The sequence below is a fragment of the Nonomuraea polychroma genome (assembly GCF_004011505.1).
Lineage (GTDB): Bacteria > Actinomycetota > Actinomycetes > Streptosporangiales > Streptosporangiaceae > Nonomuraea > Nonomuraea polychroma.
The window spans coordinates 5,547,490-5,574,235 of the sequence record NZ_SAUN01000001.1; the positions used below are offsets into that span (position 1 = coordinate 5,547,490).

The following is a 26,746-nucleotide window of genomic DNA, read 5'->3' on the forward strand; positions in this document are numbered from 1 at the left end:
ATGAACCTTCGCATCGCGTTGAGCGCGCTGTCAGCGACCCTCGTACTCGCGGCGGCGGCCCCGTTCCCGGCCCACGCCGGCCCGCTCCGGCTCGGCTGGGAGCTCAAGGAGACCGGGGTGACCGCGCGCCTGCGCGGCCTGTCGCCCGTCAGCCGCGACGTGGTCTGGGCCTCCGGCTCGGGCGGCACGGTGCTGAGGACCGTGGACGGTGGCCGGACCTGGCAGAACGTCTCGCCGCCCGGCACCGCCGCCCTTCAGTTCCGCGACATCGAGGCGTTCGACGCGCGCCGGGCCGTGGCGCTGTCCATCGGCGAGGGCACCGACTCGCGGGTCTACCGCACCGAGGACGGCGGGCAGACCTGGGCGGAAACGTTCAGGAACGACGAGCCCCGCGCGTTCTACGACTGCCTGGCGTTCTTCGACCGGTCACACGGGCTGGCCATGAGCGACCCGGTGGACGGCAAGTTCCGGATCCTGGCCACGGAGGACGGCGGGCGCAGCTGGCGGGTGCTCCCCTCGGACGGCATGCCGGAGGCGCTGCCGGGTGAGGCCGGGTTCGCGGCCAGCGGGCAGTGCCTGGTCACGGCCGGCGGCCGGGACGTGTGGCTGGCCGCCGGCGGGGCCGAGCGGTCGCGGGTGTTCCACTCGGCGGATCGCGGGCGTACGTGGACGGTGGCCGACACGCCGATCCCGGCCGGGGACCCGGCGCGCGGCGTGTTCGCGCTGGCCTTCCGCGACCGGCACCGCGGCATCGCGGTCGGCGGCGACTTCCGGCCGGACCAGCAGTCGCCCAGCGCGGGCGCGGTGACCAGGGACGGCGGCGCCACCTGGCAACCGGCGGCCGTCCCGCCGCCGGCGTACCGGTCCGGGGTGACGTGGTTGCCGTACCCGCCGTTCGCCGCTGTCGCGGTGGGGCCGTCCGGGAGTGATGTGACGTACTCGGGCGGGCGGAGCTGGGAGACGTTCGACGGCGGGTCGTTCGACACGGTGTCGTGCGCTCGGGACGGGGCTTGCTGGGCGTCGGGCGAACAGGGCCGCGTCGCCAGGCTCACCATGACGTAACCCTGGCCCCTCCCTCATCGCGGGCGCGCGTCTCCGTCACCAACGGCCGCACCGGCGGCGCCTTGACATCCGGGCACGGCACGGCACGCGCACGTGGCGTCGGCGCGCATGCCCGTGGGTGGGGACGCGCCGCTGCAGGGCCCGGGGCTGCATGCGAGCGCGCGTGCCACACGGCGCATGCCCCGTGGACGCGAACGCCCCCGAGGGGCACGCCATGTGGGGTGCCGGTGCGTGCCGCATGTGGGCGCCAGTGCGGGGAGATGCGCGGGTGGGGTCGTGCGTGGCACACGGCGCGCATGCCCCCGTGGGTGGGGATGCCCGAAGGGTGCGCCAGGTGCGGGCGCCGTGTCACTGCCGGCCCGGACGCTGCTGAGGGCGCGTGTGCGTCGGCGGTGCCGACGACTGCGGGCGGGCGTTGATCCGCGGTCCGGGAGTCAGCGGACGCCGCGGGGGCGGAATTGGATGCTGATGCGCGGGCCCGTCGGGCGGGTCGTCTTCGGGATGGCGTGTTCCCACGTGCGCTGGCAGCTGCCGCCCATCACGATCAGATCCCCGTGACCCAGGTCGCGCCGGATCGAGGCACCGCCGCCGCGCGGACGGAGCAGGAGAGGGCGGGGGCAGCCGACCGAGACGATCGCGACCATCGTGTCCTCGGTGCTTCCCCGGCCGATCGTGTCCCCGTGCCAGGCCACGCTGTCCCGCCCGTCCCGATAGAAGCAGAGTCCGGCCGTGCGGAACGGCTCCCCGAGCTCCTCCTCGTAATGGGCGTTCAACGCGCGCCGGGCGTCCTCGAGCACCGGGTCCGGCAGGGTCTCGTCCTCGTCGTAGAACTTCAGCAACCGGGGCACGTCCACCATCCGGTCGTACATCCGCCGCCGCTCCGCCCGCCACGGCACCACCTCGGCGAGCCGTTCGAACAGCGTGTCGGCCCCCGACAGCCAGCCCGGCCGCAGGTCGATCCAGGCGCCCTGGCCCAGATGCGTCCGGCGCACGGTGTCGCCGAGCGGACCGACGCCGAGCTCCTCGTCGAGGCCCAGCAGAGATGCTTGGAACGCGGCTGTCATAGTGTCGATTCTATGCCATGGTTCAAACACATATTCGAGGTGGCCGTGGCCTGTGGGGCGTGCGACGCTGTCAGTCGCCGGATTCGAGTGGCGTCGCCCTCAGACCGCGCCGTGAGGTGAGGAGGCCACCACACCGATTCGTCACGCGAAGGAGCCACGTCATGCTCACCACCCATTACCTTCCGGGCACCCCCTGCTGGATCGACGTCAACAGCCCTGACGTCGACCGTTCCGCGGCGTTCTACACCGGGCTGTTCGGCTGGGAGTCGCTCACGCTCGGCCCCGAGCACAGGGACTACCGCTTGTGTCAGGTCGACGGCAAGACCGTCGCCGGGATCAGCCACGCCACCGAGGACAACCCGGCCGCGGCCTGGCTGACGTACTTCCAGACGCCTGACGCCGACACCGTCGCCAAGACGATCGAGCAGGCGGGCGGCACGGTCGTCGCCCCACCGCGCGACATCGAGGGACAGGGCCGGATGGCGGTGTTCGCCGATCCGGCGGGGGCGAGGTTCGCCGTGTGGCAGCCGGGCGCGACCAAAGGGCTCGAGCTGGTCACGGAGCCGGGTTCGCTCGGCTGGATCGAGCTCTACGTTCCCGACCTCGCCGTCGCGCGCACTTTCTACGAGGCGGTCTTCGGCTGGTCGATCCAGGACATGCCGATGGGCGACCTGTCCTATCCCGTGGTCTCCCCCGCCGGGGGCGGCGAGGAGTCGTCGATGGCCGGGCTCGCCGAGCTGGAGCCCGGCGACAGCTCGCACTGGCTGCCGTTCTTCGAGGTGCCGGACTGCGACGCCACGGTGGCCATGGCGCAACAGCTCGGCGGCACGGTGCGGGGTCCTGCGATGAGTTATGAGGGGGTGGGGCGCATAGCGGTCCTCATCGATCCGCACGGGGCCCGCTTCGCGGTCGTCACCAGCGCGGAGTGAGCGGCTGGGCCCGGCCTGTGCGGCACGCAGCCCGTACAGGCCGGGCCGGGTCCCCCGCCGCATGATCCCGCGACGTCCAGCTCAAGCGCTTGCATCCGCGCACCTTCCCGTCGCCCGCCTTTCCTAACATCGGCTCCTCCGCGCGCTCTGCCCGCCGTCGGCGGGCCGCCGCTCGGGGTGATGCTGCACCAGGCGCCGCGGCCAGCCAGCTCGTCATACCCCCATGGCTGGTCAGCCTCGGTGCGCGGGCCGCCCCGGCGAGCAGCCGGTTGAGCAGCGCGCCCGGCCGGCGTCCGGGCGCCCAGCACCTCGCACAGCCGCGCCGCCACCGCCCGCATGCCCGTGACGTCCGCCTCGCACAGGTCGAGGTCTCCGGCCTCGCCGTGGTCGCGCAGGACGCAGGGCAAACCGACCGGGCTGTGGGTCAGCCGCCGCAGGCGGCGAACACGAAGGTGTCCTTCAGGACCGCGTACCGGTCCCTGACCTTGACCGCGCCGGTCCCCGTGTCGATCTGGACGACCGTCATCCTGGTGGAGCCGGACAGGTGGCGGACCAGGTGGAGGGTCACCTGGGTATCGCCAGTCCAGTCGATCATGTCGAGGTCGCCGGCCGGCAGTTTGATCTTCTTGCGGTCGGTGACCTGGTCGGACTCCAGGTCGTACAGCACCAGCTCCGGCTTGTCCCCCTGCACGATGTTCGCCACGGTACGCCCGTCGGCGGCCAGCGCCTGCGGCCCGTTCACCGCGACGACCTGCGGCGGTGTAGCACGATGCAGCTGCTCCCCCGCGTCGCTGTAGGCCAGCAGGTCGGTGACGGTCTCGCCGGCGTCGAAGGTGGCGAGCACCTCATCTCCGTCGCCGCTGAAGCCCAGCACGGCCAGGTCGGCCGGCACGGTGCCGAGCCGGTCGCCGGTGGCGGTGTCGAAGAGGCGGGTGGCGTGGGACTTCTCGTCGCTGAAGATCGCGGCCAGCCGGCCGCCGTCGTCGGACAGCATCAGCGTCACCTCGTTCTGGCCGACCCGCGGCAGCGCGTCTTTGGCCAGCAGCTTGACGCCGCCCCCGAGTGTCCGGACGGCGAGTCTGCCGGTCTTGGTGAAGTACGCGACCCGCTGCCCGTTCCCGCTGACCGCGATGGCCGCCGGGAAGTGGCGGGTGGACTTGCCCTTCTCGTCGAGGGCGACCCCTTGCGCGTCGCCCAGCGTCACCTGCTTGCCGCTGTGCATGACGAGCCGCCAGCCGCCGCACGGCCTCGTCTCGTCCCCCCGGTCTTCGCAGCTCTTGATGGAGGCGTACCTGATGCTGTCGTGGTGGTGCGGACTGGCGTGCACGGCCGCCGGGGCCGCGACCAGGGCGACGAGCGCGGCGGTGAGGGTCGTGAAGATCGTGGTTCTCATGTGGGTCACTCCCCGGCCGCGAAGTAGGCGTATCTGGTCTTGCTGATCGTGTACTTGTCGGCCTGCGTGGCCTCTCGGGTCTCGGGGTCGACGGTGAGCACCCGTATCACCGCCGGCATCCCGTCCTCCCCGCTGTGCACGACCACGTCGAGCCGCCCGTCCGCGGTCCAGTACGGCGCGTACGGCACCGCGCCGGGCTTGACCGGCAGGTCCCCGCTCGCGGAGAGGTCCCCGGTCTCCAGGTCGTAGATCCGCACCCTCGGCGGCTGCTTCGTCTCAGGGTCGCCGGCCGTGAACGTCGCCACGGTCTTGCCGTCGGGGGCCAGGGCGTGCGCGAGGGCGTTCGCGACGACCTGGGGCGGCGTGCTCTTGATCGGGGCGCCGCCGTCGAGGGGGTAGGCGTGCATGGCGGTGGTGTTGTCGCCCTGGTAGCGGGTGGCGAGGACCTCATCGCCGTCGCCGCTGAAGCCCAGCATCGTGTCATCGGCGGGCAGCGTGATGATCTTGCCGGTGACGACCGTGACGACCTTGGCGGGCAGGCGAGAGGGGTCGTCCAGGTAGTCGATCAGGATCTTGTCGCCCCTCGGTGACAGGTCGACGCCGATCTCGTCGGTGCCGATGCCCTTGGGCACCACCGACTTCGGCAGCACCGTGGCCGGGCCGCCGGCGACCCGGCGGACGACCAGGCGGTGGTCGCCGGCGCGTTCGTAGGCGAGCACCTTCCCGTCCGCGCTGATCGCGAACGTGCCCGAGTCGCGGACCTCCTTCCCCGCAGCGTCGATCTTGGTGATGGCCGCGTCGCGCACGGTGGCCTGCGTGCCGTCGCTTCGCAGCAGCCGCCAGTGGCCGCAGGGGCGGGAGTCGCCTTCCTTCTTGTCGTAGCAGGACTTGATCCAGGCGGCGCGGGCCACCGCGGGCCCGGTCCGCGCGTGGGCGGCGCCGGGTACGAGCCCCAGCCCGCCGAGGACCGCCGCCGCCAGGAGGGCGGCGGTCGCTGAGTGATGCCTCATGGCTGTGGTCCTTTCGCTCACCTGCTTAGATCCGCACATGCCGTGTCCGGTTGGTCACAGATCAGCCACGGCTGTCCGTCGGACGTGGAGCGTGAGAGTCTCGGACGGTGAACCTGTGGGAGATGGCCGATCTGAGCACCCGTGGGCATTGCGGGTGGCGGCTCGCGAACCACTTGACCGTCGCTGCCATCCATGTCTAGATCAAAAGGTTGATCGTTCCCGATCGGAGGATTCGGCATGGCATCGGCATGGGCTCTCCCCTCGTGACCACTGCGAGCCCGGACCTGACCCCGAAGCCTGGGCAGACCCAGGACGCGGCCCCGGAGCCTCAACGGCCCCAGGACGTGACGCCGGAGTCCCCGCGGTCCCAGGACGTGGCGGCTGAGCGGGGGGCGCGGCGGGCGCGTGCGGTGCGGATCTCCACCGTGCTCGCCGGGCTGCTCCATCTGGCCGTGGCCGCCGTGCTGGCGGGGATTCCCGGGAGCTCCCCCACGCTGGACCACGTACCGGTGCCCGAGGGTTACCCGGCGGCGACGCCGCCGGCCGGGCTCAGCGCCAGGCCTGCCGCGTCGCCGATCGTCGACACGCCGCGGGCGGACTCCGCCGTGCCCGCCACTGACCCGGCGAGCGGCGCGACGCCTGTCGCCGGTCACGGACGCACGCCGCCGCCCGCCGTTGCCGGTGGCATGACGACGGCCGCTGCAACCCCGCCGTCCGGGCGGGAGGCGCCGGCGGCCGTGGCCACGACCGCGCGGGCGGGCAAGTCCACCGCGCACCCCGCCAAGACCGCCACACAGCCCGGGAAGACGACGCCGGCCAAGCCCACACCCGCCAAGGCCACGCCCGGCAAGCCCTCCGCAACGCCTCCGGAGGCCCGGCCCACCACTCCCGACGCGCGGCCCACCACCCCTGAGGCCCGGCCCACGGCTCCCGGACAGATCAGGGAGCCCCCGGGACGGGCCGGCGACCGGGGTGGGGACTCTGCGGGGAAGGACGCCCGGCCTGACCGAGACCCGGACGCCCCGCCGGCCCAGGGGCCCAAGTGACGCTCAGCGGCCCGGACGCACCGCCCGGCCAGGCGGCGACGTGACGGTCAGCGGCTGGCGAGCACCTCGGCGAGGCGGTCCATGGACTCCCGGCCGCCCCGCGGGCCGTCGGCGCGGATGATCGCGTCGCGGGCCTCCACCGACTGGTGCACCGACTGGGCGACGTACTTCGTCCCGCCGTCCACCTCGACGAGCGTGACCGTCTCCAGTGCCACGTCCGCGGGCCAGCCCTCGAACGCCCACGTCCGTGAAAACCGCTCCGGCGCCACGACGTCGTGGTACACGCCGCGGAAGAAGAACTCCCTGCCGTGGGCGTCGCTGTTGACGTAACGCCACTGGCCGCCCGGCCTGACCTCCATGCGCTCCACCCGGGTGGTGAGGAACCGCGGCCCCCACCAGCGCGGGAGCAGCTCGGGGTCGGTGACCACCCGGAACACCAGCTCTCGGGGCGCGTCGAAGACCCGGGTCATGATGATGTCCTGGCGACCGGGCTCGATGACGAACTCGGTGGTGTCACTCATGGTCGTCCTCTCCTCGCTGGATCCGCTTGATCTCCTGGTCGAGACGCTCGAACCGGTCGGTCCAGCGGTCGCGGTACCGGTCGATCCACGCCGAGGCGCTCTCCAGCGGCTCGGTCTCCAGCCGGCACGGCCGCCACTGGGCCTCGCGGCCCCTGCTGATCAGCCCGGCCCGCTCCAGCACCTTGAGATGCTTGGAGACCGCCTGGAGGCTCATGTCGAACGGCTCGGCCAGCTCGTTGACCGTCGCGTCGCCGTCGGCCAGCCGGGCGAGGATGGCCCGCCTGGTCGGATCGGCGAGGGCGGCGAAGGTGAGGCTGAGCTGGTCGTCCGGCATGCGGCTCAGTAGTCCACGATCGCGCCGCAGGAGATGTTGACGGTTGCCGACGTCATGGTGCGGGCGCGGTCGGAGGCCACGAACGCGGCCACGTTGCCCACGTCGGCCAGGGTCGCGGTGCGCTTGAGCAGGGTCGGCTCGCGCAGGCTCGCGGCGAGCTCGTCCCTCCCGGGGTAATCGCCGGGGAGGCTCTCCGGCACGCCGCCCGTCACCATGGTGACGACGCGGATGCCGTACGGGCCTGCCTCGCAGGCCCACTGCCGCCGCATGCCCTCCATGGCGTCGAGGGCGACCTTGAACCCGCCCAGCCCGGGCGCCGTCTGCGGCCCGCTGCCGCCGAACATCAGGATCACTCCGGACCGGCGCGGGATCATGTGCTTGGCGGCGGCCCTGGTGGTGAGGAACTGCGTGCGGGTGGCGGTCGCGATCGGCCGCGCGAACTCCTCGGCGGTGATCTCCATCAGGGGCTTCTGCACGTCCTGGACGCCGATGGCGTTGAACGAGACGTCGATGCCGCCGGTCCGCTCGGCGACCTGGTCGGTGAAGGCGCCGACCGCGTCCTCGTCCAGGGCGTCCACGACGAAAGCCGCCGCGGCGCCGCCGAGCTCTGCCGCGATCTTGTCGAGTGTGGCCGGGGTGCGGCCGGCGAGGAAGACGCGGGCGCCTTCGCGGGCGAAGGCCCGCGCCGCCGCGCCGCCGATCGACCCGCCTGCGCCGTACACGACGGCGACCTTGTTCTCGAGGAGCATTGCATTCAACCTTTCGGTTTATCAACGCTGAGGTTGAATACGATACCTCATGGGAGCGGACGGCGGCCGGCGAAGCCCAAGTCCGTACGGTGGTACCAGGCAAGCTCCCGCTCCCCCTCGATCCAGCAGAGCCGCACCGACACCCCCTCGAGCACCGCGGGGAAGTCGACCAGCACGGGCGCGATGCCCTTCACCTCGATCCCCCTGCCGGTCCACCCGCTGAGGATCTCCTCGATGCGGGCTTCGAGCGCCTTGATCTCGGCAATGCCGCCGAGCTGCGAACCGCCCGCGGCCTGCCGGTCGAAAGTGATCTCGGCGAGGTCGGCGCGGGCGGCGATCACCACGCGGGCCTCCTCGATCACACCGGGCAGCAGAGCGCGGGCCTCGTCGACGGTGAAGATCCGTTCCATGTGGAAACGTTAACGGTTCGGCTCGTACGCGTGGACGAGCAGCTCCTCCGCATGCTCGAGATAGTCGTCCAGGTAGGCGGCGGCCTCCTCCGGCTTGCCCGCCTCGATCAGCTCCAGCAGCGTGCGGTTGCGGTCGACGAACGGCTCGTGGAAGGCCCGCGGGTTCTCCATCACGTGGAAGACCAGGCGCAGCTCGGCGAGCAGCTGGCGCATGAGCTCGTCGATCCTCGGGCTGTCGTTCAGCGACACGAGGGCCTGATGGAAGCGGATGTTGGCGGTGCCGACGCCCTGCCAGTCGTCTTTGGCGGCGGCCCGCTCGGCGTCGCGCATGGCCTCTCTGACCACGGCCAGCGCCTTCCGTGACGGTGGCCGGCGCACCGCCGCGCCTTCCAGCACGCGGCGCACCCGGTAGAGGTCGAGCACGTCCTCGACGGACGGCAGGCGTACGAACACGCCCCTGTTGAGCTTGTGGTCGAGCAGCCGCTCGTGGCCGAGCAGCCGGAACGCCTCGCGCAGCGTGTTGCGCGAGACGCCGAGCCCTTCGGAGATGGCCTCCTCCGACAACCGCTGGCCGGGGCGGAAGAAACCCTCGCTGATGCGGTCGCGCAGAATGTCGGCCACCCGCTCGGCCGTGCTGCTGCGTCCCAGCCGGGGCCGGTCCTGGGAGAGATCAGCGACGACGTCATCCACATTTAACAGGGAATCATGGAGCAAACCTCTTGTCGAATTGTTCAACGATTCTTATGTTGAAACTATCTCCCCCTCGACAGCCTAGGAGCGATCGATGTCAAGCTCCACGCAACAGACCCGGCGGGTGATCCTCGCCAGCCTGATCGGCACGTCGCTGGAGTGGTACGACTTCTTCCTCTACACCACGGCCGCGACGCTGGTCTTTCCGAAGTTGTTCTTCCCCGACCTCGACCCGTTCAACGCGACACTGGCGTCGCTGACCACCAACGCCGTCGCGTTCGTCGCCAGGCCGCTGGGCGGCGTGGTGTTCGGCCACTTCGGCGACCGGGTGGGCCGCAAGACCGTGCTGGTCGTGACGCTGCTCGTGATGGGCGTCTCGACGTTCCTCATCGGCGTGCTGCCCGGCTACGCCGCCGTGGGCGTGATCGCGCCGATCCTGCTGGCGCTGCTGCGCTTCGTTCAGGGTCTCGGGCTCGGTGGCGAGTGGGGCGGCGCGGTGATCATGTCGCTGGAGCACGGCGACGGGCGGCGGCGCGGCTTCAACGCCAGCTGGCCGCAGGTCGGCGTGCCCGCCGGATACGTGCTGGCCACCGGGCTGCTCACGCTCCTGTCGTTCGTCCAGTCGGACGCGGCGTTCCTGTCGTGGGGCTGGCGGGTGCCGTTCCTGTTGTCGGGCGCGCTGGTGTTCGTGGGCCTGTGGGTGCGGCTGAGGATCACCGAGTCGCCGTTGTTCGCCGAGGTCGAGCAGCAGGGCGCCAAGGCGAAGATGCCGCTGCTGGAGGTGCTGCGCACGCATCCGCGCGCGTTGTTGTCCGCCTTCACCGCGCGGATCGGGGTGGACGTGGCGTTCTACACCTTCACCGCGTACATCATCGTGTACATCACGGGGCAACTGGACCTGCCGCGCTCGTACGCGCTGAACTCCGTCCTCATCGGCTCGGCGCTGCAACTGGCGCTGATCCCGCTGTTCGGGGCGCTGTCGGACCGGGTAGGGCGGCGGCCGGTCTACTTCGCGGGCGTGGTGGGCGCCGCGGTGTGGGTGTTCGCGTTCTTCCCGCTGCTGGACACGAAGTCGTTCCCGCTGATCGCGCTGGCCGCCGTGGTCGCGTTGGTCACGCATGCCGCGATGTACGGCTCGCAGGCCGCGTTCATCGCCGAGCTGTTCAGCACCCGGCTGCGTTACAGCGGCGCCTCCATGGGCTATCAGGTGGCCGGCATCGTCGGCGGCGCTCTCGCGCCGATCATCGCGCTGCAGCTGTTCCAGACGTACCAGACCACGGTTGCGGTGTCGATCTACGTGGTCATCGCCCTGGCCGTCACCACCTTGGGCCTGGCCATCGCGCCGGAGACCCGCGACCTCGACCTGGCCGCCGACGTCGAGCCCGCCCCGCGCCCCGGCATCCCCGGCCAGGTCGGGCCGTTCGCCTGAACCATCCTTGATTGCCGCGAAAGCCGCGGGCGGTGGCTGCCACCGCCGCCCGCGGGGAAGGGTACGGGCGTCAATCCGCCGGCTGCGGCGCCGGCGCGCTGAGAGCCGTGCGCCATCTGCCCTTGTAGGCCGCCATCGAGGCCAGGAACACGAGCTGGCCGGCGAGCGCCACACCGAGCCACGTCTGCCAGCCGCCGACCTCCACCACCAGGGGCGACACGATCAGCAGCACCACGATCATGACGCGGACGACCATGCCCCAGATGCCGAGGGCCGAGCCCTGGAGGCGGGGTTCGACGTCCTCGGCGTTCTCGGAGAAGTTGGCCATCCACGGCACGTACGCGACGCCCATGAACAGGTAGAGCAGCGCGAAGACGACGGTCACGTGCGCCGCGGAGACGCCGGGGCCGATCAGCGAGATGAAGTACGCGAGCGTCGCCACGGTCAGCACGGTGCCCACCGCGGTGAACGGCTTGCGCAGCTGGATCCGGTCGGAGACCCGGCCGACGATCACGACGGCCACGGCGTTGAGCACGATGCCCAGCGCCACGACCCGGTTGGCCGCGGCCGCCTCCATGCCGAGCGCGCCCGTCAGCATGGTCTGGCCGAAGATCGCGAACGTCCAGTAGAGCACCTGCCAGCCGGTGTTGCCGAAGACGTGCGCCCACAGGTGCGGGTGCCGGAACAACTGCCGTACCCGGCCGTGGTCAGCCCGCCCCTCGGCCTTCACGGCGACCTCGTCCTGGAGCACCTCGGCCCGCAGCGCCCCCGACGGCTCGGCGATCTTCCAGATGATGACACCGCACATGGCCAGCGACACCACACCCATGATGATCGCCTGCGACTGCCACGCGTTGCCGAACAGCGGCAATGTGAACCCCGCGATGAACGAGGCCAGGAACGACGCCCCGACAGGACCCCACGTCCAGAACGCGAACGCCTGCGCCCGCCCCATCCGCGGCGAGAAGTCCCGCACGAGCGAAGCCGTGATCGTGATCCCCGCGCCCTCGATGAACAACATCAGGCAGCGGATCCAGAAGAGCTCCGCCACGGAGTCCACAGTGGCGAGCAGGAAGTTGCAGGCGGCCGTGATGGTCAGGGTGGGCACCAGGATCGTGACCCGCCCCCACCGGTCGGACAGGATGCCGCCGAACCCGGCCGAGAGACCGCCCACGAGCACCGACAGCGCGGCGATCTGCCCGTAGACGGTGAGCGACATGCCCAGGTCCTCCATGAGGAGGGGCAGGATGGTGGCGATCGTGGTCTCGAAGTTGGCCACCAGACTCGCCAGCACCGCGATCGCCAGCAGGAAGATCCGGCGGCGACCGACCGGGTAAACGCTCAGCTCGCGGACATAGAACGGCTTCATGACCCATCCTCCGGGGGACGGCTGGGGGAACGTCGCTCTAGAACGCGCTTCTAGTTGCTCCAAGCTCTCCGTTTTGTACGGATAAGTCAACATTTCGAGGGATCACGATGTGATCTCGAGCACAGGGTCGGCGTTGTGACGGAATCGCCATCTATTCACGGAACAACACCCATCGAATGGGCATAAACTGCGCGCCTGTGAGCCTGCCTGTACGTGAACGTTCCCCCCGGCCGGGCGGCGGTCGTCACCGCCGTCCCGTGCCCACGTCCCTGCCGCCGGACGCTCCTCTGCTCGTGCTCGCCACCCCCGGCGACACCGCCGGCGTGGCGGAGGAGATCGCGGCCGTGGTACGCGTGGACAACCCGCAGATCGAGGTACTGCTGACGAGCGTCACCGACCTGGCGGACTCCCTTCCCCCGGGACGCGAGGCCGTCATCGTGCCGCTGCTCACCTGGGAAGACCCCGTCGTCATGGCGGAGATCGGCAAGGCCGTGGCGGCCGCCGGCTCCGGGGCCGTGGTGACCGACGCGCTCGGGCCGCATCCGCTGCTGGCCGAGGCGCTGCACATCCGGCTGGCCGAGCGCGGTCTGGCCAGGGCCGACCGCGTACGCCTGCTGAACGTCTCCAGCCCCGTGGACGCGGTCATCCTCGGCACGGTCGGCGGCGAACGCGGGGTGCGTGCCGTGCAGGCCACCGCCGTGCTCCTGGCCTCCCGGCTCACGCTCCCGGTCGTGGCCGCCGCGCTCGACAGCGATCCCGGGGTGAGCGTGGCCGCCCAGCGGCTGCGCGCGGCCGGCGCCGAGCGGCTGGCGATCGCCCCCTGCATGATCGGCCACGAGGCGCCGCCCGCGATCGTCGAGCGGGCCGCCGCGGAGATCGACGCCGGGCACGCGGAGCCGCTCGGCTCGCACAGTGCGGTCGCGGAACTTGTCGCGCGAGCTTACGGGAGTCAACTCGCGACTTGACAAGGGCTTGTAAAGATCACGGGACTCGCGTTACCGTCTGCGCATGCGCCAGGTGGTGTGGAACGGTGAACGGCTCGGCCTCCGTGACGTCACTGAGGCCGACGTGCCCGCGTTGCACGCCATCTACGGCGATCCCACTGTGACGCACCACATGCCCTTCGCACCGCGCACCGTGGGCGAGGTCGCGGGACTCGTGGAGGCGGCCATGGCGGCGGCCTGCGCGGAGCCGCGCTTGTTGTACGTGATGGCCGTGGTCGACGCCGAGCGCCACGACGTGATCGGAGTGGCCCGCCTGCACATCGAGGCCGATCACCCGCACAGCGCGGAGATCGGCTTCGGCCTGCGCCCCGACGTGTGGGGGCGAGGCGCCGGCACGGACCTGGTGCGGTCGCTGCTGTCGTTCGGGTTCAAGGGGCTCCGGCTGCACCGCATCTGGGGCGCCCGGTCGCCGGCCAACCTGCCCGCGCAGCTCGCCATGCTGACGGCGGGGATGGTGGAGGAGGGGCGCATCCGGCACCACGTGCACACGCCGCTGGGGTGGCGCGACTCGATCGTGCACTCGGCCCTCGAGGACGAGTGGATCGAACGCTAGGCTCGCCAGCCTGCGAGGACCTTGGCGGCGACCTCGGCGATGGAGGCGTGGGCGCCGTCCACGTCGAAGTCCGCCACCCGGGCCTTGTCAAGGATCTCCGCCAACTCCCCGGCCCTTTCGCGGTGCCAGTCAAGTCCGGATGCGTCGTCCGTGTGCCGTCCTGCCAGCCTCCGGTGCACTTCGGGGAGCGCGACGTTGATCCGGCAGACCGTCATCGGGACACCGACCGCCTCCTCGTGGCGGCGCCGCTCCTCGCGGTCCTCGATCACTCCGGCGAGCACCAGGCGTTCGGCGCCCGCGTCCAGGAAGTTGGCCGCGACGGCGCGCAGGTTGCGCAGGGTCAGGGCGCCGTGGAACGGGTCGTCCGGTGGCGCGGGCCAGGCGCGGCGTAGCCAGTCGAGGTCGATGACCGCGTTGGGCACGCCCGCGCCGGCCAGCAGGTCGCCCACGGCATCGGCGACGGACGTCTTGCCCACGCCGACGGTGCCGGTGATCAGAAGAGCCGTCGCCACGCACGCGATCTTACCGGCCGACGTGGCGAGTCGCTCGACGCGATCGGCCTGGCCGCCCGAGAGGGGGCCCGGGGTGGCGATCCCCTCGGCCTGGCCGCCCGAGAGCAGCGCGGTCTGGCGATTCCCTCGGCCTGGCCGCCCGAGAGCAGCGCGGTCTGGCGATTCTCCCGGCCTGGCCACTGCGAGGGAGCCAGGTGTGGCGCGGACGGGGATTGTCGGTCGGGCACCCTACGATGAGCCTCCTCACGGAGGGATGATCCTATGGTGGACTCGCTGGTGGTGCCCCTGTTCGTCACGACGGACCTGCCGCCCGAGGCGGACCTGGCCGAGTTCGGGGCGTTGCTCGCCGGGACGGCACGCGTGCTCGGCCACGAGGGCGCCGGCTACGAGGCGTTCCTCGCCGGCAAGGTGTTCTGGCTGGACCGGCCCGTGCTGCCCGAGCAGCGCCCGGCGGCCGAGACCGAGCTGCGTTTCGCGGGCATGCTGGGCTACCTCGCCGCCTCCGGCTCCGGCCACACGACCAGGGACGTGGTCGGCGACGTGCGGCAGGCGATCAGCGCGGCCGTGGCGGGCCGTTACGGCGACGTCGGCGTGGCGCCGGCCGTGTTCGCGATCCGCGATCAGGACGTCCGCGAGCGCACCCCCGAGTCCGCCCTCTACGTCGACACGCCGGACGGCGCGGCCGGACTCGTGAGCGCGGCCAAGTCGTTCCTCTAGTCAGACGGTCTCGCCGCATGCCATGGTGAACGAAGATCCTTCCGGTCGAGACCGCACGCAGCGCGGCCGCCGGCGGCGGTCCGGACGACGAGGAGGTTCCCCATGGCGGTGCTCGGCGCGATCTGCTTCGGACTGGTGATCGGGTGGATCACGTACCGGACGCTGCGCCGCAGGGAGGGCTCCGTGGGACTGACCGATCTCGCCACGGTGCTGGCCGCGGTGGGCGGTGCGGCGGTGACGGCGTTGTTCGATGTGCCTGAGGTGTTCGGGGCGTACGCGGTGGGGCTCGCGGTCGGCTTCTTCGGCTACCTCGTCGCGGCCACCCTGATGCCCGACTCGAAGTGGATGGACCACTAGGACCGGTCCTAGCCCGGGAGGCCGACCAGCACGTACGGGGCCCACAGGTCGGGCTCGGCGGACCCGTACAACTCGCGCAGTCCCAGCACGGCCTCGCGTAACGCCTGCGCCGGCCCCGTGCCGGTGCGGAGCCTGGTGTGGAAGTCGCGCATCAGCGACCGCGTGATCTCGCCGGCGACCGGCCAGAGGGTGAGCAGGGCCGACCTGGCTCCGGCATGGAGGAGGGCGTGTCCGAGCGCCGCCATGCCGTCCCCCTCCGAAGGGCCGCCGGAGTCGCGTTCGCAGCCTGTGACGGCCACGAGCCCCACGCTTGTCCGCGTGCTCATCAACCGCCTGGCGGTGAGAAGGCCGTCGGCGAGCCGGACACCGGAGGCGAACGGGTCGTGCCGGTCGAGGACCGCCTGGGCGGCGATGTGCACGATGTCCCAGGACCCGGGGAGGAGCGACGAGGTGGCGGCGGGGCCGGTTCGCGCGTCCTCGCCCAGCAGCGCGGCGATCTCCTCGGCCGCCCGCGTCTCCGTTTCCGTCCCGTAGCCCAGCACGAGCGACCGGCCGGTGCGGTGCGGGACGCGCCGGGCCAGGCGGGTCAGGACGGCGGCGGACGGGGCATACGTCACGGGGCAACGTTCGAGCAGAGAGGGCCCGCCCGCCGGGGCGAGGGCGTGCAGCGGTACGCGGTGCAGTTCCCGGTGCGGGAGCAGGTGGACCACGTCCAGGTCGTCGGCGGCCAGGGCGTCGAGTGCGTCGGCCAGCAGCAGGTCGGCCAGGCGGCGCCACAGGTCCAGGCGATGGCGGCGGGCCGCGAGATCGAGCAGGCCCGGCCGGTCGCCGTCGATGCTCCTGATGAACTCGGCCAGGAGGGCGCGGCCGGCGGTGGCGGGGAAGGCCCGCGGCTCGGACCAGCCGGTGCGGTGGGCATGCACGGTCACGGTGTCGTCGCCCTCGCCGATGTGGAAGCCCAGCAGCCCGATACCGCCCGCAGGGGCGGCGCCGCCCACGGTGGCCGTGCCGCCCACGGTGGCCGTGCCGCCGGTCCGGCCATCCTCCGCAGGTCGCACGAGGGTGTGCAGTTCGAGTTCGCCCGGCGGAGTGCCGCGGCGGATGGCCACGTGGTCGGGGGCAAGGAGCTCCATACGGCGCCACAGTGCCTCCACTCCGGCCCGCGCGGCGTGGGCGCGGCGGGTGAGAGCCGCGGCCTGCGCGGGGTCGCGGCTCGTGGTAGCCGCCGAGGTGAGCGTGCGCACGTCGTCCAGCGCGCGTTGTTCGGCCTCCAGCATGCCGGCGGGTACGCCGTCCGGCACGGGCCAGCGGTCGTGGCCCAGCAGGGCGATCAGTCTGCGCGCTTTGGCCTGTTCGGCGAGCGTCCAGGCCGCCGACCCGCGGCCGAGGCGTACGGCGAGCCTGATCGCCCGGTCGAGGGCCGGCGTGTGACCGAGGGCGCCGGCGCGTTCGGCGTCGGCGAGGGCTCCCGGCAGGTCGCCGCGCCCCTCCGCCGCGGCGGCCCGGTGGTGGCAGGCGGTCGCCAGCGCCGGCTCGTGGCCCAGGTCCTCCAGCCGTGCGATCGCCTGGGAGAGGCGGTGATGGGCGCGGGCATGCTCGCCTGCGGCGACGTCGAGCGCTCCGAGATCGGCCAGGGCGATCGCCTCTCCCGCGCCGAACCCGATCCCCTCGGCCACGGCCAGCGCCTCCTCCAGCCACGCTCCCGCCTCCCCTCGCGCCCCGTACCGCCCCGCCGTCTCCTGGTCTGCCGCGGCCTGCGGATGCGCCGGTGGCCGGGCGGGGGTCTCGTGGAAAGCCGTCGCCGGGTGGGTCGGCCGCTCTGGGGGCGTCGCCGGTGGGTTGGTGGCCTGGAGGAGAGCCGGTTGGTGAAGGCGGGCGAGCATGATCAGATCGAGGGCGGCGCCGCGGTCGTCGCCGTTCGTCCGATGGAGGTCCAGGGCTCGTGCGAGGAGCGGCCTGGCCTGGTCCCGATCGCCGCGCAGGAGGTGCACCAGGCCGAGGTCGGCGTAGTCGTCGCCGAGACCGGGCCGGCCGCCCAGCTCTTCGGCGATCGAGATGGCGTCCCGGTAGGCCGTGGCCGCCTCGTCCAGCTCGCCCAGCTTGAGGTGGAGCCCGGCACGGCCGGACAGCAGCGGGACACGCAGCGCTCGCCATAGAGGGGCCGTGGTCAGGGCGAGGCCCTCGTCGTAGGCGCGGGCGGCGTCCGTCCAGCGGGCTTGGTCGGACAGGGCCGACGCGAGGGAGCCGAGCGCGTGGACGAGCTGGGCGGGCAGCGCTGCGCCCGGGCTGCGGGCCAGCTCGACCGCCTTGGTGAGGTGGCCGATCGCCTCGTCGGGGCGGCCCAACGCGCGGGCGGCGGCACCGAGGTTACGCAGGTGCTCGGCCATCCGGTCGTCGCGTAGTTCACAGCCGCGGGCGGCGTGGCCGTAGGCGGCGGTGGGGTCGCCCATGGTGAGGCAGAGGGCGGACAGCTTGGCCAGGAGATGGGACAGGTCTTCGGCGGGGACGGGGCGGTGTCCGTCCCGGACGCGCCAAGCGTCACCATCGGTCGAGATGCCGGTGTCGCCGGCGCCGGCCTGGGCGACCAGAGCGTCGGGCTGGGCGGCGAGAGCGCCGGGCTGTTCGGCCCGAGCGCTGGGCTGGGTGGCGAGGGTGAGGGCCTGTTCGGCTGTGGCGCGGGCCAGGCGTAGGTCGCCCGCGGCCTCTGCCTCTTCCAGGCGGAGGCGGAGCTCCAGTCGTTCCAGGGTTTCCGGCTGCTCGCCGCCGGCTCGGAGCGCGGTGACGGCCTCGGACAGGGTGGTGCGGCCGTCGGTGAGGTCGCCGAGGGCGAGCTGGATGGCGGCCACCCGTTCGAGGACGGCCACGTCCACGCCGCCCGGCGCCGCCATGGCCGCGACGACCTCGAACGGCGCCTCCGCCGCCGGCACGGTCTGGAACGGCGCCTCCGCCGCCGGCACGGTCTGGAACGGCGCCTCCCCCGCCGGGACGGTCTCGAACGGCGCCTCCCCCGCTGGGACGGCCGCCTGCGGCGTGGCGAGGCTGGTCAGGCCTGCTTCCAGGGCTGTCCGGGCGCGGCGGTATTCGCCGCGTTCCTCCAGGACGAAGCCGAGCCTGATGGAGGCGAGGGCGGCCAGCCGGTTCTGCGCCGCGGCGCGGAAGGCTGTCACCGCCTGTTCCAGCGCCTCCGCCTGGGCCTTCTGATCACCGGTACGGAAGGCGAGAGCCGCCAGCCGGTCCCGTACGACGCCTTCCTTCAACGGGTCGCCGGCGCCCAGCCCGAGGGCGGCGTGCAGGCGCTCCTCCGCCTCCTGGAGTTCGCCCCGCCGGAGGTCGAGCACGGCGCGGTGCAGGGTGGCGGTGAAGAGGGCGTCGAGGTCGCCTTCGGCGGCGGCCAGCTCCAGCGCCCGCTCCAGCTCCGGCAGCGCGTCGTCCACCCGATCGAGGCCGGCCAGGCAGGATGCGCGCATGGTCAGGACGGCCGCCTCCTTGCCGGGCGCCCGCAACCGGGCGAACGTCTCCCCCGCCGCCCCGAACTCCTCCAGCGCCCGCTCGGCGTCGCCCTCCGTGTACGCGAGCACGCCCAGGTTGTAGCGGACCGAGGCGGAGCCGTCATGGTGGCTGATCGCGTCGTACTCGCGTTCCGCCAGTTCAAAGGCGAACCTGGCGCCCGCGGCGTCGCCGGTGGCGCGATGCCGTTGCGCGATGCGGTACCACTCGTCGGCAGGCTCCCGCCGCTCACCGTTGCGCCGTACGATCTCCACCACACGGGCCTCGCACGCGGCGGCCTGCGGACGGTGGCCGCGTCCGGCCAGCAGGACGGCGTGCGCGTCGAGCGCCCGGCACGCGGACTGCCAGTCACCGGCGGCCTCCAGCTCGATGGCGCAGGCGGCGATGCGCTCCACCGCGGCGGTGAGGTCGCCCTGGTCGACGGCGGCGCGGGCGGCGGAGATGAGGACGCAGGCCGCCGGCTTCGGTTCGCGGAGTGTCAGATACAGCTCGCGGGCCCGGGCCGCGCACGCCACGGCCGCCGCCGGGTCTCCCGCGGCCAGGTAGGCGTCGGCCGCCTGAACCTGGTGATACGCCTCCTCCGCGGCCAGACCGGTGGCCGCGCACAAGGCGGCCGCGCGGAGGTGCTGGTCGACGGCGCGCGCGGGGTCGCCGGCCCGGAGGAGGACGGCGCCCATGTTGCCGAGCTGCCGGGCCTCGGACCAGGGTTCGCCCAGGGAGCGGTAGACGGCCGCGGAACGTTCGTACGCCTCCAGGGCCTGGTCCGGCTCGTCCAGCTCGGCGTGGTTGACTCCGAGCCTGGAGAGCGCGTCGGCGGTGCTCGAGCGCCGGCCGGCCTCGTCGAACGCGGCCGCTGCCCTGGTCAGCACGGCGTTGGCGGCCCGGAGGCGGCCGAGCTCGGTCAGGTGGAGCGCCGCGGTCAGCAGGAACGTCCCGCGATCGCCCGATGCCTCGGCACGCTCCCCGGCCGGGGCGAATCGGTGCTCGGCGAAGCGCAGGAGCTTGAGCGTCAAGTCCTCGTCCGAGGTCAGGAACGCCAGGTCGGCCGCGGCCTGCGCGAGGTGCTCGTCCATCACCGGCGGCGGTGGGCCGTCGAGCACGGCGGCCAGCCGGGTCAGCAGGCCGGTGTCGCCGTCCCTGGCCAGTGCCAGGGCCTCGCCCAGGTCGCGGGCGTCGCCCAGGGCCGAGAAGCGGCCGAGCAGGGCGTGGGACAGCAGCCGCTGGGCGGGAGCCTGGTCGCCGGAGGTCTTCACGGCCAGTTCGACGGCTTGGCGGGCGGCCAGGACGGCGTCGTTCAGGTCCTCGGCTCGCCGGTCCACGCCGTCATTCAGGTCCTCGGCTCGCCGGTCCACGCCGTCGTTCAGGTCCTCGGCTCGCCGGTCCACGCCGTCATTCAGGTCCTCGGCTCGCCGGTCCGCCTCGTCGTGCGCTTCCCCGGCGCGCCATTGGAGCACCTCCGACAGCAGGCCGTAGGCGTCGGCGCGGACCGTCAGGTCTTCGGCGGAGGTGAGGGCTTCGCGCAGTGCGGTGACCGCCTGGCCGGCCGTGGACCGGGTGAGACGCAGGCTCAGGGCCTGGGCGAGCAGGAGGAGGGCTACCGGTCTGGCGGTGTCGTGCTCGTCGTGGGCGGCCAGGGCCGTGCGGGCGGCGCTGATCGGTTCCGCCGGGTCGCTCTGGGTGACCACGGCCCGTTCGAGCAGGGCTTTCGCGAGGGCGGTCAGCAGGCGGGCGCGGTCCGGGTGGCCGGGCGGGGCCGAGGCGGCCGCTTCGCGCATGGCGTCGACGGCCACGTCCAGGTCGGCCGGCTCCCCGGTCAGGCCGTAGCGGCGCCATCGGCGGCCGGCCAGCAGGCCGAGGCGCACGACGGGATCGGTCCCGAGCCGGCGCGCCGTCTCGCCGCTCACCCGCGCGAGCGGCTCGGCGCCTGGGCGGCGGGCCGGTTCGTCGGGGGTGACGCCCAGGGCCTGCAGCATTTCCCGGCCGGCTTCGAGCGAGCGCTCGTCGCCTGTGACCACGTACCACTCGACGAGTCCCGCCGCATACAGCGCCAGCACCCCGGGATGCGCCCACTGCTCGTGCCAGAAGTCCAGCGCGCACTGTCCCACCCTGATGAACGCCAGCAGGTCGTCGTCCAGGACCGAGCCCTCCGCCCGCGCCCGGGTGAGGTCCACGAGCGCCAGCAGCGCCTGGGACCTGTCCTGGGTGCCCGGGGCCGATTCAGCGGCCGTGAGGTACGCCCCGACCAGGTCATCGTCGTCGGGCGCGGCCACCGCGAGCGCCGCGGCCAGCTCGCCCAGGAAGGCGGCCTCGCCAGGCGCCCCCAAGGCCGCTCTGAGCAGCACGTGCACGGCGTCGTCGATGAGCTCCCGCGCGCCGGTCTGCCCGTACAAACGCATCAGCCCGCCGCCGAGCAGTGCCAGCGCCCCCGGCGCCCAGGATGGGTCGGACGAGCGCATGGCCTGCTCTAACAGCAGTTGTTCGAGCCGGTCGGCGGCGTCCACGGTGGGATGGGCCATGGCGCGGCGGACCAGGGCGCGGATGAGCAGGCCGACGTGCGCGTACGCGGCGGGGTCGACGTGCCGGAACACCTCCTCCACCAGCCCGGCCCACGTGCCGGCCGAGTCGCCCGGCGGCGCGCCGGCGCCGCGCAGCTTCTCCGGCAGCCGCCCGGGGTCGACCACGGCAACGGCGGCGAAGAAGGCGCCGGCCACCGCGGCGTCCTGCGCGGTCCGCTGGTCGAGCCGGTACCGGGCCAGGTGCAGGATGCCGATCAGGCGCCAGACCGCGGCGTCGGAGCGGTCGCCGGCGCACGCCAGCATCGCCTGCTCAGCCTCGCCCAGCGCCGCGGGATCCCAGATCAGCCCGGGATCCGCGGCCTGCTCGAACTGCTCGATGCGGGCGGCGAGCGCCGCCGCCGGATCGGTCATGGGCACAGGCTCTCACCGGCGTGCGCGCCCGTACAGAAGCGCCGCTCAGCCCGACAGCTCGACGAAGGACACCCCGGGCATGGGCAGGTCGAAGCGGAGGGTGACGGCGGTGCCGGTGACCGTGGCGGGCGGGTCCAGCTCGTCGAGGGTGTTGGCGGCGCGGAGTGCGTCCCACTGCTCGTCCGCAGGCCAGTCTCCACCCCCCATAGCGTGCCAGACGGCCTCGATGTTGGAGTGATCGTGGTCGATGCGATGGTGCGTGAGCGTCCGCGGGCGATCTTCGAGGCCGTCGATGGTCAGCGTGATCGTACGGGCCAGCTCGGGGGTGCCGGCCGCCTGGGAGTGGTTGAGCGTGCCGTTCCAGAGCAGCACGCCGATCCGGCCGTCGTCGTGCCTGGCCGCCCACGCCTCCACGCCGGCCACGTCCCCCTCCGACGTGGCCGGCAGCTCGGTGTCGCCGAGGCGGGCGGCGAGCGCGAGCGCGTGGAAGCGGGGCTTGCGCAGGTTGCCGACGGTGAGCAGGCCGAAGCCGCCGTGGAACAGCCGCGGCGGGCGGCCCAGCTCCTCGAAGTGGTCGGAGGCCACCCAGTGCGACAGCGCGCCGATCCTGCCCGCCGCCGATCTCATGCCGTGCAGCAGGAACGCCGCCCCGAACGGCCCGTCGCCGATGCCGTGGAAGTGGGTCGGCGTGGGACCCCATTCGGTCCACCAGATGGGGATGTCCCGCCCGTGCCTGGCCAGGGCCGGGCGCCAGTCGAGCGGGGCGTTGCCGTACGTGTGCGTGGACAGGAAGTCGAGTGCCGCCCCCGACTCGGCGACGTGGGCGAGCAGCTCCTCGACCCAGCCGTTCGCCGCCGAGGCGGGGCCGCCGACGCGCAGGTCCGGGTGCACGTTCTTCACCGCGGCGGCGGTGACGTCGTAGAGCAGGAAGTACTCCTCGGGCGTGCCGGACCAGAACACGGCCAGGTTGGGCTCGTTCCACACCTCGAAGGCCCAGTGGTCGATCAGCTCGTGGATGCCGTACCGGGCGGCCAGGTGCTCGACCAGGGCCCTGACGAGGTCGCTCCACGCCTCGAAGTCCTTGGGCGGCGAGATGATCGCCTCGTAGGCGAACACGGTCTTGGACGGGTCGGCGGCCAGGTCCCGCGGCATGAAGCCGAGCTCCACGACCGGGCGCAGGCCCAGGCCGACGACCTTGTCGTAGACGGCGTCCACGCCACTGAAGTCGTAGACGTTGCCCTCCTTGTACACGCCCAGGTCGTCGCAGAGAATGCCGTGCGCCCGCACCGTCTCGACGCCCAGCTCGTCCTGCATGATCCGCAGCGCCTCGGTCAGCTCGTCGCCGATGGGCCGGCCGCCGGTCTCGCCGGTGTTGAGGAGGTACGACAGGTGCTCGGAACCGACCATGAGCTTCCAGGGGCGCGGCAGGTCACGGGTGGACTCCCGCGCGTCGACGTGGACGGAGACCTCCCCGGCGGACGCTGCCGGTCCCGCGTGGACCGCCGGGGACAGAGGGCCGACGGCGTCCATGGCGGAGACGGCGGCCACCGCGTAGGCCGCCGCCCCGTGGCCCGTGTCCACGTACCGGCAGGACGGGACGGCCGGCACGTCCACGTCCGGCTGCCCGGCCGGCGCCCCGTCCCTGTGCACCAGGTACCCGATGGCTCCCGGCACGGGATCCCAGGTCAGCGTCACCGCACCGGCGCCGGGCACCGCCCGGAGGCCGGTCGGGGCCTCCAGGACGGGCCGTGCGGCCCCGGTGATCTCGCCGGACGCCTGGCCGATGCGCTCCTGCCAGTCGCGGTGGGCGGGCGTGTTCGTCAAGAGGTTCCCCGTTTCATCGTTTCGCTGGGACGACGTCCCATTCCTCGAGCTGCATCACCGGGCGGAGCTTGGCCTCGACGCCGGAACCGGCGAAGTAGCGGTGCAGGTTGCCCTCGGTGAGCACGTTGCCCAGGGCGGCCATCACCATGCCCTGGTCGAGGGCCAGGTACCACTTGGACACGACGCCGGAGCGCACCGCGATCGCGTCGTAGAAGCCGCCGGGTCCGTAGGCGTCGAAGTCGCGGCGCAGCTTGGCCAGGTTGGCCATGGCGGCGGCCTTCGCGTACGGCAGCGCCAGGAAGCTGGCGTGCGGCGTCACCACGCCGTCGCCGTAGGCGGCCGGCTCCGGCTGGGCCGGGCGGCAGCCCTCGTAGCCGGGGTCGGTGCTGGTGCGCTCACGGTCGGAGGTGTAGCCAGGCGTGTCCATGCCGAGCGGGTCCACGCCGTACTCGCGGTAGCCGCCGTGCGGGTCGTTGGACGGGGAGAAGCCCCAGTAGCCGTAGCGGGCCTCGTTCAGTCCGTGCTCGATCTGGGCCCGGACGAAGACCGGGTGGTTGCGGCCCCAGCTGCGCGGCGCCCACGCCGCCTCGGGGACGACGAGGTCGGGCATGAGCGCCTCGAACATGGAGCCGCCCCAGTTCGGGACGAAGCGCATGCCGCGGTAGGCGTACGTGCCCTCCCAGACGTTCACGCCCAGGTACTGCTTCCACGAGCCGACCGGCTTCTGGTCCTGCCAGCCGAAGTCGCAGCCGTTGTCGGGGAACGTCCGGTACGGGCCGAAGTAGCTCTCGCGCGGGATCTGGCCGAGCGCGATGCCCACGTACTGGCCGATGCGGGTCTCGGCGGGCGCGCCGTAGTGGTGGCAGGTGGAGTAGACGGTCGTGCCGGTGCCGGCGTAGTCGCTCGCCACGTGACAGCCGTCGGGCGGCTCCGGCCAGAAACCGCCGCGCAGCAGGCCCGTGCCGGCATCCGGGCGGGCCGCCGGGTCGTAGTACGACTTGAAGTTCATCGAGGTCAGCAGCCGGTCGGCGCGGGCGGCGTGCTGCGGGGTGGCGTTGCGGACCATCATGAGGGCTGTGGCCAGCCAGCCGTTGTCCACGCTGGAGGCGAACAGGCGGACGGGGTCGCCGGTCTCCGGCCACGTGCGCACGAGCTGGAGGGTGGCGGGGTCGTACCAGTTGTAGAACTGGCCGGTCGGGGCGTTGCGCTCCAGCCGCTCCAGTGCCGTGAGGACCCGGCCGATCCTGGTGGCTGCGTCGTGGCCGGTGATCAGGCGGAGGTCGCGGGCGGTGAGCGTGCTCCACACGTACGTGCCGATGTTGGTGGGTGAGGTGACCTTGGCACGGGTTTTGAGATCGCCGGTCACCTTGTCGGCGGGCAGGCCGGTGGCCGGCTCGACCATGGCGTCCATCGACCGCCAGGTGTCCTTGGCGTAACGGTGGAGCGTGCTGTCGGCGTTCGCCGGGGTTGCCGGGATCGCGAGAGCCAGCACGACTAAACCGGACAGGATCGTCTTGCGCATGAGGGGCTCCTCTTATTTGAGTCCGGTGGTGGCGATGCCCTGGATGAAGAAGCGCTGCAGGAAGACGAACAGGAACAGGATCGGCGCGATCACCACGACCGAGCCGGCGACGAGCAGGTTGTAGTGGGTGCCTTCGTGGCCGTTGAGGATGTTGAGCGCGACCGGGAGGGTGTACATGTTCTCGCTCTGCGCGACCACGGCCGGCCACAGGAAGTTGTTCCAGGAGCCGAGGAACGTGATCAGCCCCAGCGTGGCCAGCGCCGGCCCGCACAGCGGCAGAATGATCGTGAAGAAGATGCGGAACTCCCGGGCGCCGTCGACCCTGGCCGCGTCGATGAGCTCGTCGGGCAGGTCGGAGATGAACTGCCGCATCATGAACACGCCGAGCGGCGTCACCACGGTCGGCAGGATGATCCCGATGAACGTGTTGACCATGCCGAGCTTGGCGATCAGCACGAACTGCGGCACCATCAGCACGATCGCCGGGATCGCGAGCTGCACCAGGACCAGCCCGAACGCGAGGTTCTTGCCGCGGAAGTCGAGCTTGGCGAAGGCGTAGCCGACCATGGAGCAGAAGAGCAGGTTCGTCGCCACCAGCACGAGCGCGATGATCATGCTGTTGGCGAAGGCGGTGCCGATGTTCACCCGCTCGAACAGCTCGGCGAAGTTGTCCAGCGTCCACGTCTGGGGCCAGAACGTCGGCGGGTCGCGCCTGATCTCCCGCTCGGGCTTGACCGAGCTGAGCGCGGTCCACAGGAACGGCCCCACGACCAGCGCCAGGCCGAGCGTGAGCCCGAGGTAGACGACGACGTGCTGGCGGCGGGTCCTTCTCATCGTCTCCTCCCCAGCCTCAGCTGCAGCACGGCCAGAGCCACGATCACGGTGAACAGCACCGTCGAGGCGGCGCCCGCGTAGCCGTAGTTACCGACCCCGAACTGGTTGAAGATCGCCAGGGACGCCGACAGCGTGGAGTTCAGCGGCCCGCCGCGGGTCATGACCAGCGGCTCCTCCAGGAACTGCATGAACCCGACGGAGCTGTAGACGGTGCAGAACAGCAGCACGGGGCGGAGCGCGGGCACGGTCACCGCGCGGAAGCGGGCCCATCGGCCGGCGCCGTCCACCTCCGCGGCCTCGTACAGCTCCTTCGGGATGGTCTGGAGCGCGGCCAGCAACACGACCATGTTGAAGCCGAAGCTGCGCCAGGCGGTCATGACGATGATCGAGGGCAGCGCTGTGCTCGTGCTCTGCAGCCAGTTAGGGCCCTGGACGCCGGCCAGCTCCAGCAGCCGGTTGACCAGCCCGGCCTCCGGCTCCAGCAGGAACTTCCAGGCCACGGCGATGCCGATGATGCTCGTGATGTTCGGCAGGTAGTAGCCGAGCCGGAAGAAGGCGGCCGGCAGCCGGGCGATGCCCGAGTTGAGCAGGACGGCGGCGGCCAGGCCGAGCCCGATGGTCAGCGGCAGCGCCGTCACCACGAACACGACCGTGTTGACCGCCGCCTGCCGCATGGCACCGTCGTTGACGAGCCGGAGGTAGTTGTCGACGCCGACGAGGTCGACGGCGAACGGGTTCGTCACGTCGGTGCTGCGCATGTCGGTGAAGCTCATGCCGATGCCGACGAGCAGCGGCCCCAGGTAGAACACGACGAACAACACCACGAACGGCAGGATGAACATCCAGCCGATCCAGCTCCGGCGTAAGGCGATCCGGGCCACGTCCGCCGCCCGGCCCGTCGCGGGAACCGCCAACGTCACAGGCCCTCCTTCGTCGGGCCTGCGACGAGCGTGCTGTGTCGATTGGTTCGCTCGCTACGCTCG

General features: G+C 72.3%; 23 protein-coding genes. 8 read left to right on the forward strand and 15 right to left on the reverse strand.

The features are described from left to right. Positions 1 to 1,062 carry a WD40/YVTN/BNR-like repeat-containing protein gene (locus tag EDD27_RS25350; protein WP_127934601.1) on the forward strand — a complete coding sequence of 354 codons (1,062 nt, stop codon included), beginning with the start codon at positions 1 to 3 and terminating at the stop codon, positions 1,060 to 1,062. A gap of 434 nt (positions 1,063 to 1,496) precedes the next feature. Here EDD27_RS25350 and EDD27_RS25355 read toward each other — a convergent pair whose 3' ends face one another. Beyond that, positions 1,497 to 2,126: an alpha-ketoglutarate-dependent dioxygenase AlkB gene (locus EDD27_RS25355; RefSeq protein WP_127934602.1), complete on the reverse strand. Its 630-nt coding sequence runs from the start codon at positions 2,124 to 2,126 to the stop codon at positions 1,497 to 1,499. Positions 2,127 to 2,287: 161 nt separating this feature from the next. On the opposite strand from EDD27_RS25355, the gene EDD27_RS25360 reads away from it, so the two are divergent. Continuing rightward, a complete protein-coding gene (locus EDD27_RS25360; protein WP_127934603.1) occupies positions 2,288 to 3,055 on the forward strand; it encodes a VOC family protein in 768 nt (255 codons plus the stop codon). A gap of 424 nt (positions 3,056 to 3,479) precedes the next feature. Here the strand turns inward: EDD27_RS25360 and EDD27_RS25365 are convergent, their stop codons facing one another. After that, on the reverse strand, positions 3,480 to 4,448 hold the full coding sequence (locus tag EDD27_RS25365) for a hypothetical protein (RefSeq protein WP_127934604.1): 969 nt from the start codon (positions 4,446 to 4,448) through the stop codon (positions 3,480 to 3,482). A gap of 5 nt (positions 4,449 to 4,453) precedes the next feature. Further along, positions 4,454 to 5,458 (reverse strand): TolB-like translocation protein, encoded by a 1,005-nt coding sequence (locus EDD27_RS25370; protein ID WP_127934605.1) that lies wholly within the window; start codon positions 5,456 to 5,458, stop codon positions 4,454 to 4,456. Between the two features lie 263 nt (positions 5,459 to 5,721). Here EDD27_RS25370 and EDD27_RS25375 point away from each other — a divergent pair, with 263 nt between their 5' ends. Continuing rightward, positions 5,722 to 6,504 carry a hypothetical protein gene (locus tag EDD27_RS25375; protein ID WP_127934606.1) on the forward strand — a complete coding sequence of 261 codons (783 nt, stop codon included), beginning with the start codon at positions 5,722 to 5,724 and terminating at the stop codon, positions 6,502 to 6,504. Between the two features lie 47 nt (positions 6,505 to 6,551). Here the strand turns inward: EDD27_RS25375 and EDD27_RS25380 are convergent, their stop codons facing one another. From EDD27_RS25380 to EDD27_RS25400, 5 genes are read right to left on the reverse strand one after another with little or no spacing between them, the layout of a single operon-like run. Beyond that, on the reverse strand, positions 6,552 to 7,025 hold the full coding sequence (locus EDD27_RS25380) for an SRPBCC family protein (RefSeq protein ID WP_127934607.1): 474 nt from the start codon (positions 7,023 to 7,025) through the stop codon (positions 6,552 to 6,554). Further along, complete coding sequence (locus EDD27_RS25385; RefSeq protein WP_127934608.1) at positions 7,018 to 7,359, reverse strand: ArsR/SmtB family transcription factor; 342 nt, start codon at positions 7,357 to 7,359, stop codon at positions 7,018 to 7,020. Before EDD27_RS25385 ends, EDD27_RS25380 begins: the two co-directional genes overlap by 8 nt. A 5-nt stretch (positions 7,360 to 7,364) precedes the next feature. Continuing rightward, the gene (locus tag EDD27_RS25390; RefSeq protein ID WP_127934609.1) at positions 7,365 to 8,108 is read right to left on the reverse strand and encodes an SDR family NAD(P)-dependent oxidoreductase; all 744 of its coding nucleotides are present in this window, start codon (positions 8,106 to 8,108) and stop codon (positions 7,365 to 7,367) included. 47 nt (positions 8,109 to 8,155) lie between these two features. Continuing rightward, positions 8,156 to 8,518, reverse strand: a complete 363-nt coding sequence (locus tag EDD27_RS25395) for a DUF2203 domain-containing protein (protein ID WP_127934610.1) — start codon at positions 8,516 to 8,518, stop codon at positions 8,156 to 8,158. 9 nt (positions 8,519 to 8,527) lie between these two features. Further along, the gene (locus tag EDD27_RS25400; protein ID WP_164903779.1) at positions 8,528 to 9,208 is read right to left on the reverse strand and encodes a GntR family transcriptional regulator; all 681 of its coding nucleotides are present in this window, start codon (positions 9,206 to 9,208) and stop codon (positions 8,528 to 8,530) included. Between the two features lie 94 nt (positions 9,209 to 9,302). On the opposite strand from EDD27_RS25400, the gene EDD27_RS25405 reads away from it, so the two are divergent. Next, positions 9,303 to 10,637, forward strand: a complete 1,335-nt coding sequence (locus tag EDD27_RS25405) for an MFS transporter (protein WP_164903780.1) — start codon at positions 9,303 to 9,305, stop codon at positions 10,635 to 10,637. Positions 10,638 to 10,707: 70 nt separating this feature from the next. Here the strand turns inward: EDD27_RS25405 and EDD27_RS25410 are convergent, their stop codons facing one another. Continuing rightward, complete coding sequence (locus EDD27_RS25410) at positions 10,708 to 12,006, reverse strand: MFS transporter (protein ID WP_164903781.1); 1,299 nt, start codon at positions 12,004 to 12,006, stop codon at positions 10,708 to 10,710. 197 nt (positions 12,007 to 12,203) lie between these two features. Here EDD27_RS25410 and EDD27_RS25415 point away from each other — a divergent pair, with 197 nt between their 5' ends. Together EDD27_RS25415 and EDD27_RS25420 are read left to right on the forward strand one after the other, a co-directional pair. Further along, positions 12,204 to 12,971 carry a sirohydrochlorin chelatase gene (locus EDD27_RS25415; protein WP_241564242.1) on the forward strand — a complete coding sequence of 256 codons (768 nt, stop codon included), beginning with the start codon at positions 12,204 to 12,206 and terminating at the stop codon, positions 12,969 to 12,971. A gap of 43 nt (positions 12,972 to 13,014) precedes the next feature. Next, positions 13,015 to 13,563: a GNAT family N-acetyltransferase gene (locus tag EDD27_RS25420; protein ID WP_127934613.1), complete on the forward strand. Its 549-nt coding sequence runs from the start codon at positions 13,015 to 13,017 to the stop codon at positions 13,561 to 13,563. Here EDD27_RS25420 and EDD27_RS25425 read toward each other — a convergent pair. Beyond that, positions 13,560 to 14,075 (reverse strand): hypothetical protein, encoded by a 516-nt coding sequence (locus EDD27_RS25425; protein WP_127934614.1) that lies wholly within the window; start codon positions 14,073 to 14,075, stop codon positions 13,560 to 13,562. The genes EDD27_RS25420 and EDD27_RS25425 overlap by 4 nt on opposite strands. A gap of 261 nt (positions 14,076 to 14,336) precedes the next feature. Here EDD27_RS25425 and EDD27_RS25430 point away from each other — a divergent pair, with 261 nt between their 5' ends. Further along, positions 14,337 to 14,792: a hypothetical protein gene (locus EDD27_RS25430; protein WP_127934615.1), complete on the forward strand. Its 456-nt coding sequence runs from the start codon at positions 14,337 to 14,339 to the stop codon at positions 14,790 to 14,792. 102 nt (positions 14,793 to 14,894) lie between these two features. Continuing rightward, entirely contained in the window at positions 14,895 to 15,149 is a 255-nt protein-coding gene (locus tag EDD27_RS25435; RefSeq protein ID WP_127934616.1) for a hypothetical protein, read from the forward strand. 8 nt (positions 15,150 to 15,157) lie between these two features. Here the strand turns inward: EDD27_RS25435 and EDD27_RS57910 are convergent, their stop codons facing one another. From EDD27_RS57910 to EDD27_RS25460, 5 genes are read right to left on the reverse strand one after another with little or no spacing between them, the layout of a single operon-like run. Then, positions 15,158 to 21,583 carry a CHAT domain-containing protein gene (locus EDD27_RS57910; protein ID WP_127934617.1) on the reverse strand — a complete coding sequence of 2,142 codons (6,426 nt, stop codon included), beginning with the start codon at positions 21,581 to 21,583 and terminating at the stop codon, positions 15,158 to 15,160. 45 nt (positions 21,584 to 21,628) lie between these two features. Beyond that, positions 21,629 to 23,407: a GH39 family glycosyl hydrolase gene (locus EDD27_RS25445; protein ID WP_127934618.1), complete on the reverse strand. Its 1,779-nt coding sequence runs from the start codon at positions 23,405 to 23,407 to the stop codon at positions 21,629 to 21,631. A gap of 13 nt (positions 23,408 to 23,420) precedes the next feature. Then, complete coding sequence (locus EDD27_RS25450) at positions 23,421 to 24,929, reverse strand: glucoamylase family protein (protein WP_127934619.1); 1,509 nt, start codon at positions 24,927 to 24,929, stop codon at positions 23,421 to 23,423. 12 nt (positions 24,930 to 24,941) lie between these two features. Beyond that, positions 24,942 to 25,763: a carbohydrate ABC transporter permease gene (locus tag EDD27_RS25455; protein WP_127934620.1), complete on the reverse strand. Its 822-nt coding sequence runs from the start codon at positions 25,761 to 25,763 to the stop codon at positions 24,942 to 24,944. Then, positions 25,760 to 26,683, reverse strand: coding sequence for a carbohydrate ABC transporter permease (locus tag EDD27_RS25460; protein ID WP_206641638.1), 924 nt, complete (start codon positions 26,681 to 26,683; stop codon positions 25,760 to 25,762). Before EDD27_RS25460 ends, EDD27_RS25455 begins: the two co-directional genes overlap by 4 nt. Positions 26,684 to 26,746: the final 63 nt, after the last annotated feature.

What these genes read in the sequence shown, in the direction of transcription:
- EDD27_RS25350 (WP_127934601.1), top strand. Translation starts at nt 1, where the DNA reads ATGAACCTTCGCATCGCGTTGAGCGCGCTGTCAGCGACCCTCGTACTC.
- EDD27_RS25355 (WP_127934602.1), bottom strand. Translation starts at nt 2,126, where the DNA reads ATGACAGCCGCGTTCCAAGCATCTCTGCTGGGCCTCGACGAGGAGCTC.
- EDD27_RS25360 (WP_127934603.1), top strand. Translation starts at nt 2,288, where the DNA reads ATGCTCACCACCCATTACCTTCCGGGCACCCCCTGCTGGATCGACGTC.
- EDD27_RS25365 (WP_127934604.1), bottom strand. Translation starts at nt 4,448, where the DNA reads ATGAGAACCACGATCTTCACGACCCTCACCGCCGCGCTCGTCGCCCTG.
- EDD27_RS25370 (WP_127934605.1), bottom strand. Translation starts at nt 5,458, where the DNA reads ATGAGGCATCACTCAGCGACCGCCGCCCTCCTGGCGGCGGCGGTCCTC.
- EDD27_RS25380 (WP_127934607.1), bottom strand. Translation starts at nt 7,025, where the DNA reads ATGAGTGACACCACCGAGTTCGTCATCGAGCCCGGTCGCCAGGACATC.
- EDD27_RS25385 (WP_127934608.1), bottom strand. Translation starts at nt 7,359, where the DNA reads ATGCCGGACGACCAGCTCAGCCTCACCTTCGCCGCCCTCGCCGATCCG.
- EDD27_RS25390 (WP_127934609.1), bottom strand. Translation starts at nt 8,108, where the DNA reads ATGCTCCTCGAGAACAAGGTCGCCGTCGTGTACGGCGCAGGCGGGTCG.
- EDD27_RS25395 (WP_127934610.1), bottom strand. Translation starts at nt 8,518, where the DNA reads ATGGAACGGATCTTCACCGTCGACGAGGCCCGCGCTCTGCTGCCCGGT.
- EDD27_RS25405 (WP_164903780.1), top strand. Translation starts at nt 9,303, where the DNA reads ATGTCAAGCTCCACGCAACAGACCCGGCGGGTGATCCTCGCCAGCCTG.
- EDD27_RS25410 (WP_164903781.1), bottom strand. Translation starts at nt 12,006, where the DNA reads ATGAAGCCGTTCTATGTCCGCGAGCTGAGCGTTTACCCGGTCGGTCGC.
- EDD27_RS25420 (WP_127934613.1), top strand. Translation starts at nt 13,015, where the DNA reads ATGCGCCAGGTGGTGTGGAACGGTGAACGGCTCGGCCTCCGTGACGTC.
- EDD27_RS25430 (WP_127934615.1), top strand. Translation starts at nt 14,337, where the DNA reads ATGGTGGACTCGCTGGTGGTGCCCCTGTTCGTCACGACGGACCTGCCG.
- EDD27_RS25435 (WP_127934616.1), top strand. Translation starts at nt 14,895, where the DNA reads ATGGCGGTGCTCGGCGCGATCTGCTTCGGACTGGTGATCGGGTGGATC.
- EDD27_RS57910 (WP_127934617.1), bottom strand. Translation starts at nt 21,583, where the DNA reads ATGACCGATCCGGCGGCGGCGCTCGCCGCCCGCATCGAGCAGTTCGAG.
- EDD27_RS25450 (WP_127934619.1), bottom strand. Translation starts at nt 24,929, where the DNA reads ATGCGCAAGACGATCCTGTCCGGTTTAGTCGTGCTGGCTCTCGCGATC.
- EDD27_RS25455 (WP_127934620.1), bottom strand. Translation starts at nt 25,763, where the DNA reads ATGAGAAGGACCCGCCGCCAGCACGTCGTCGTCTACCTCGGGCTCACG.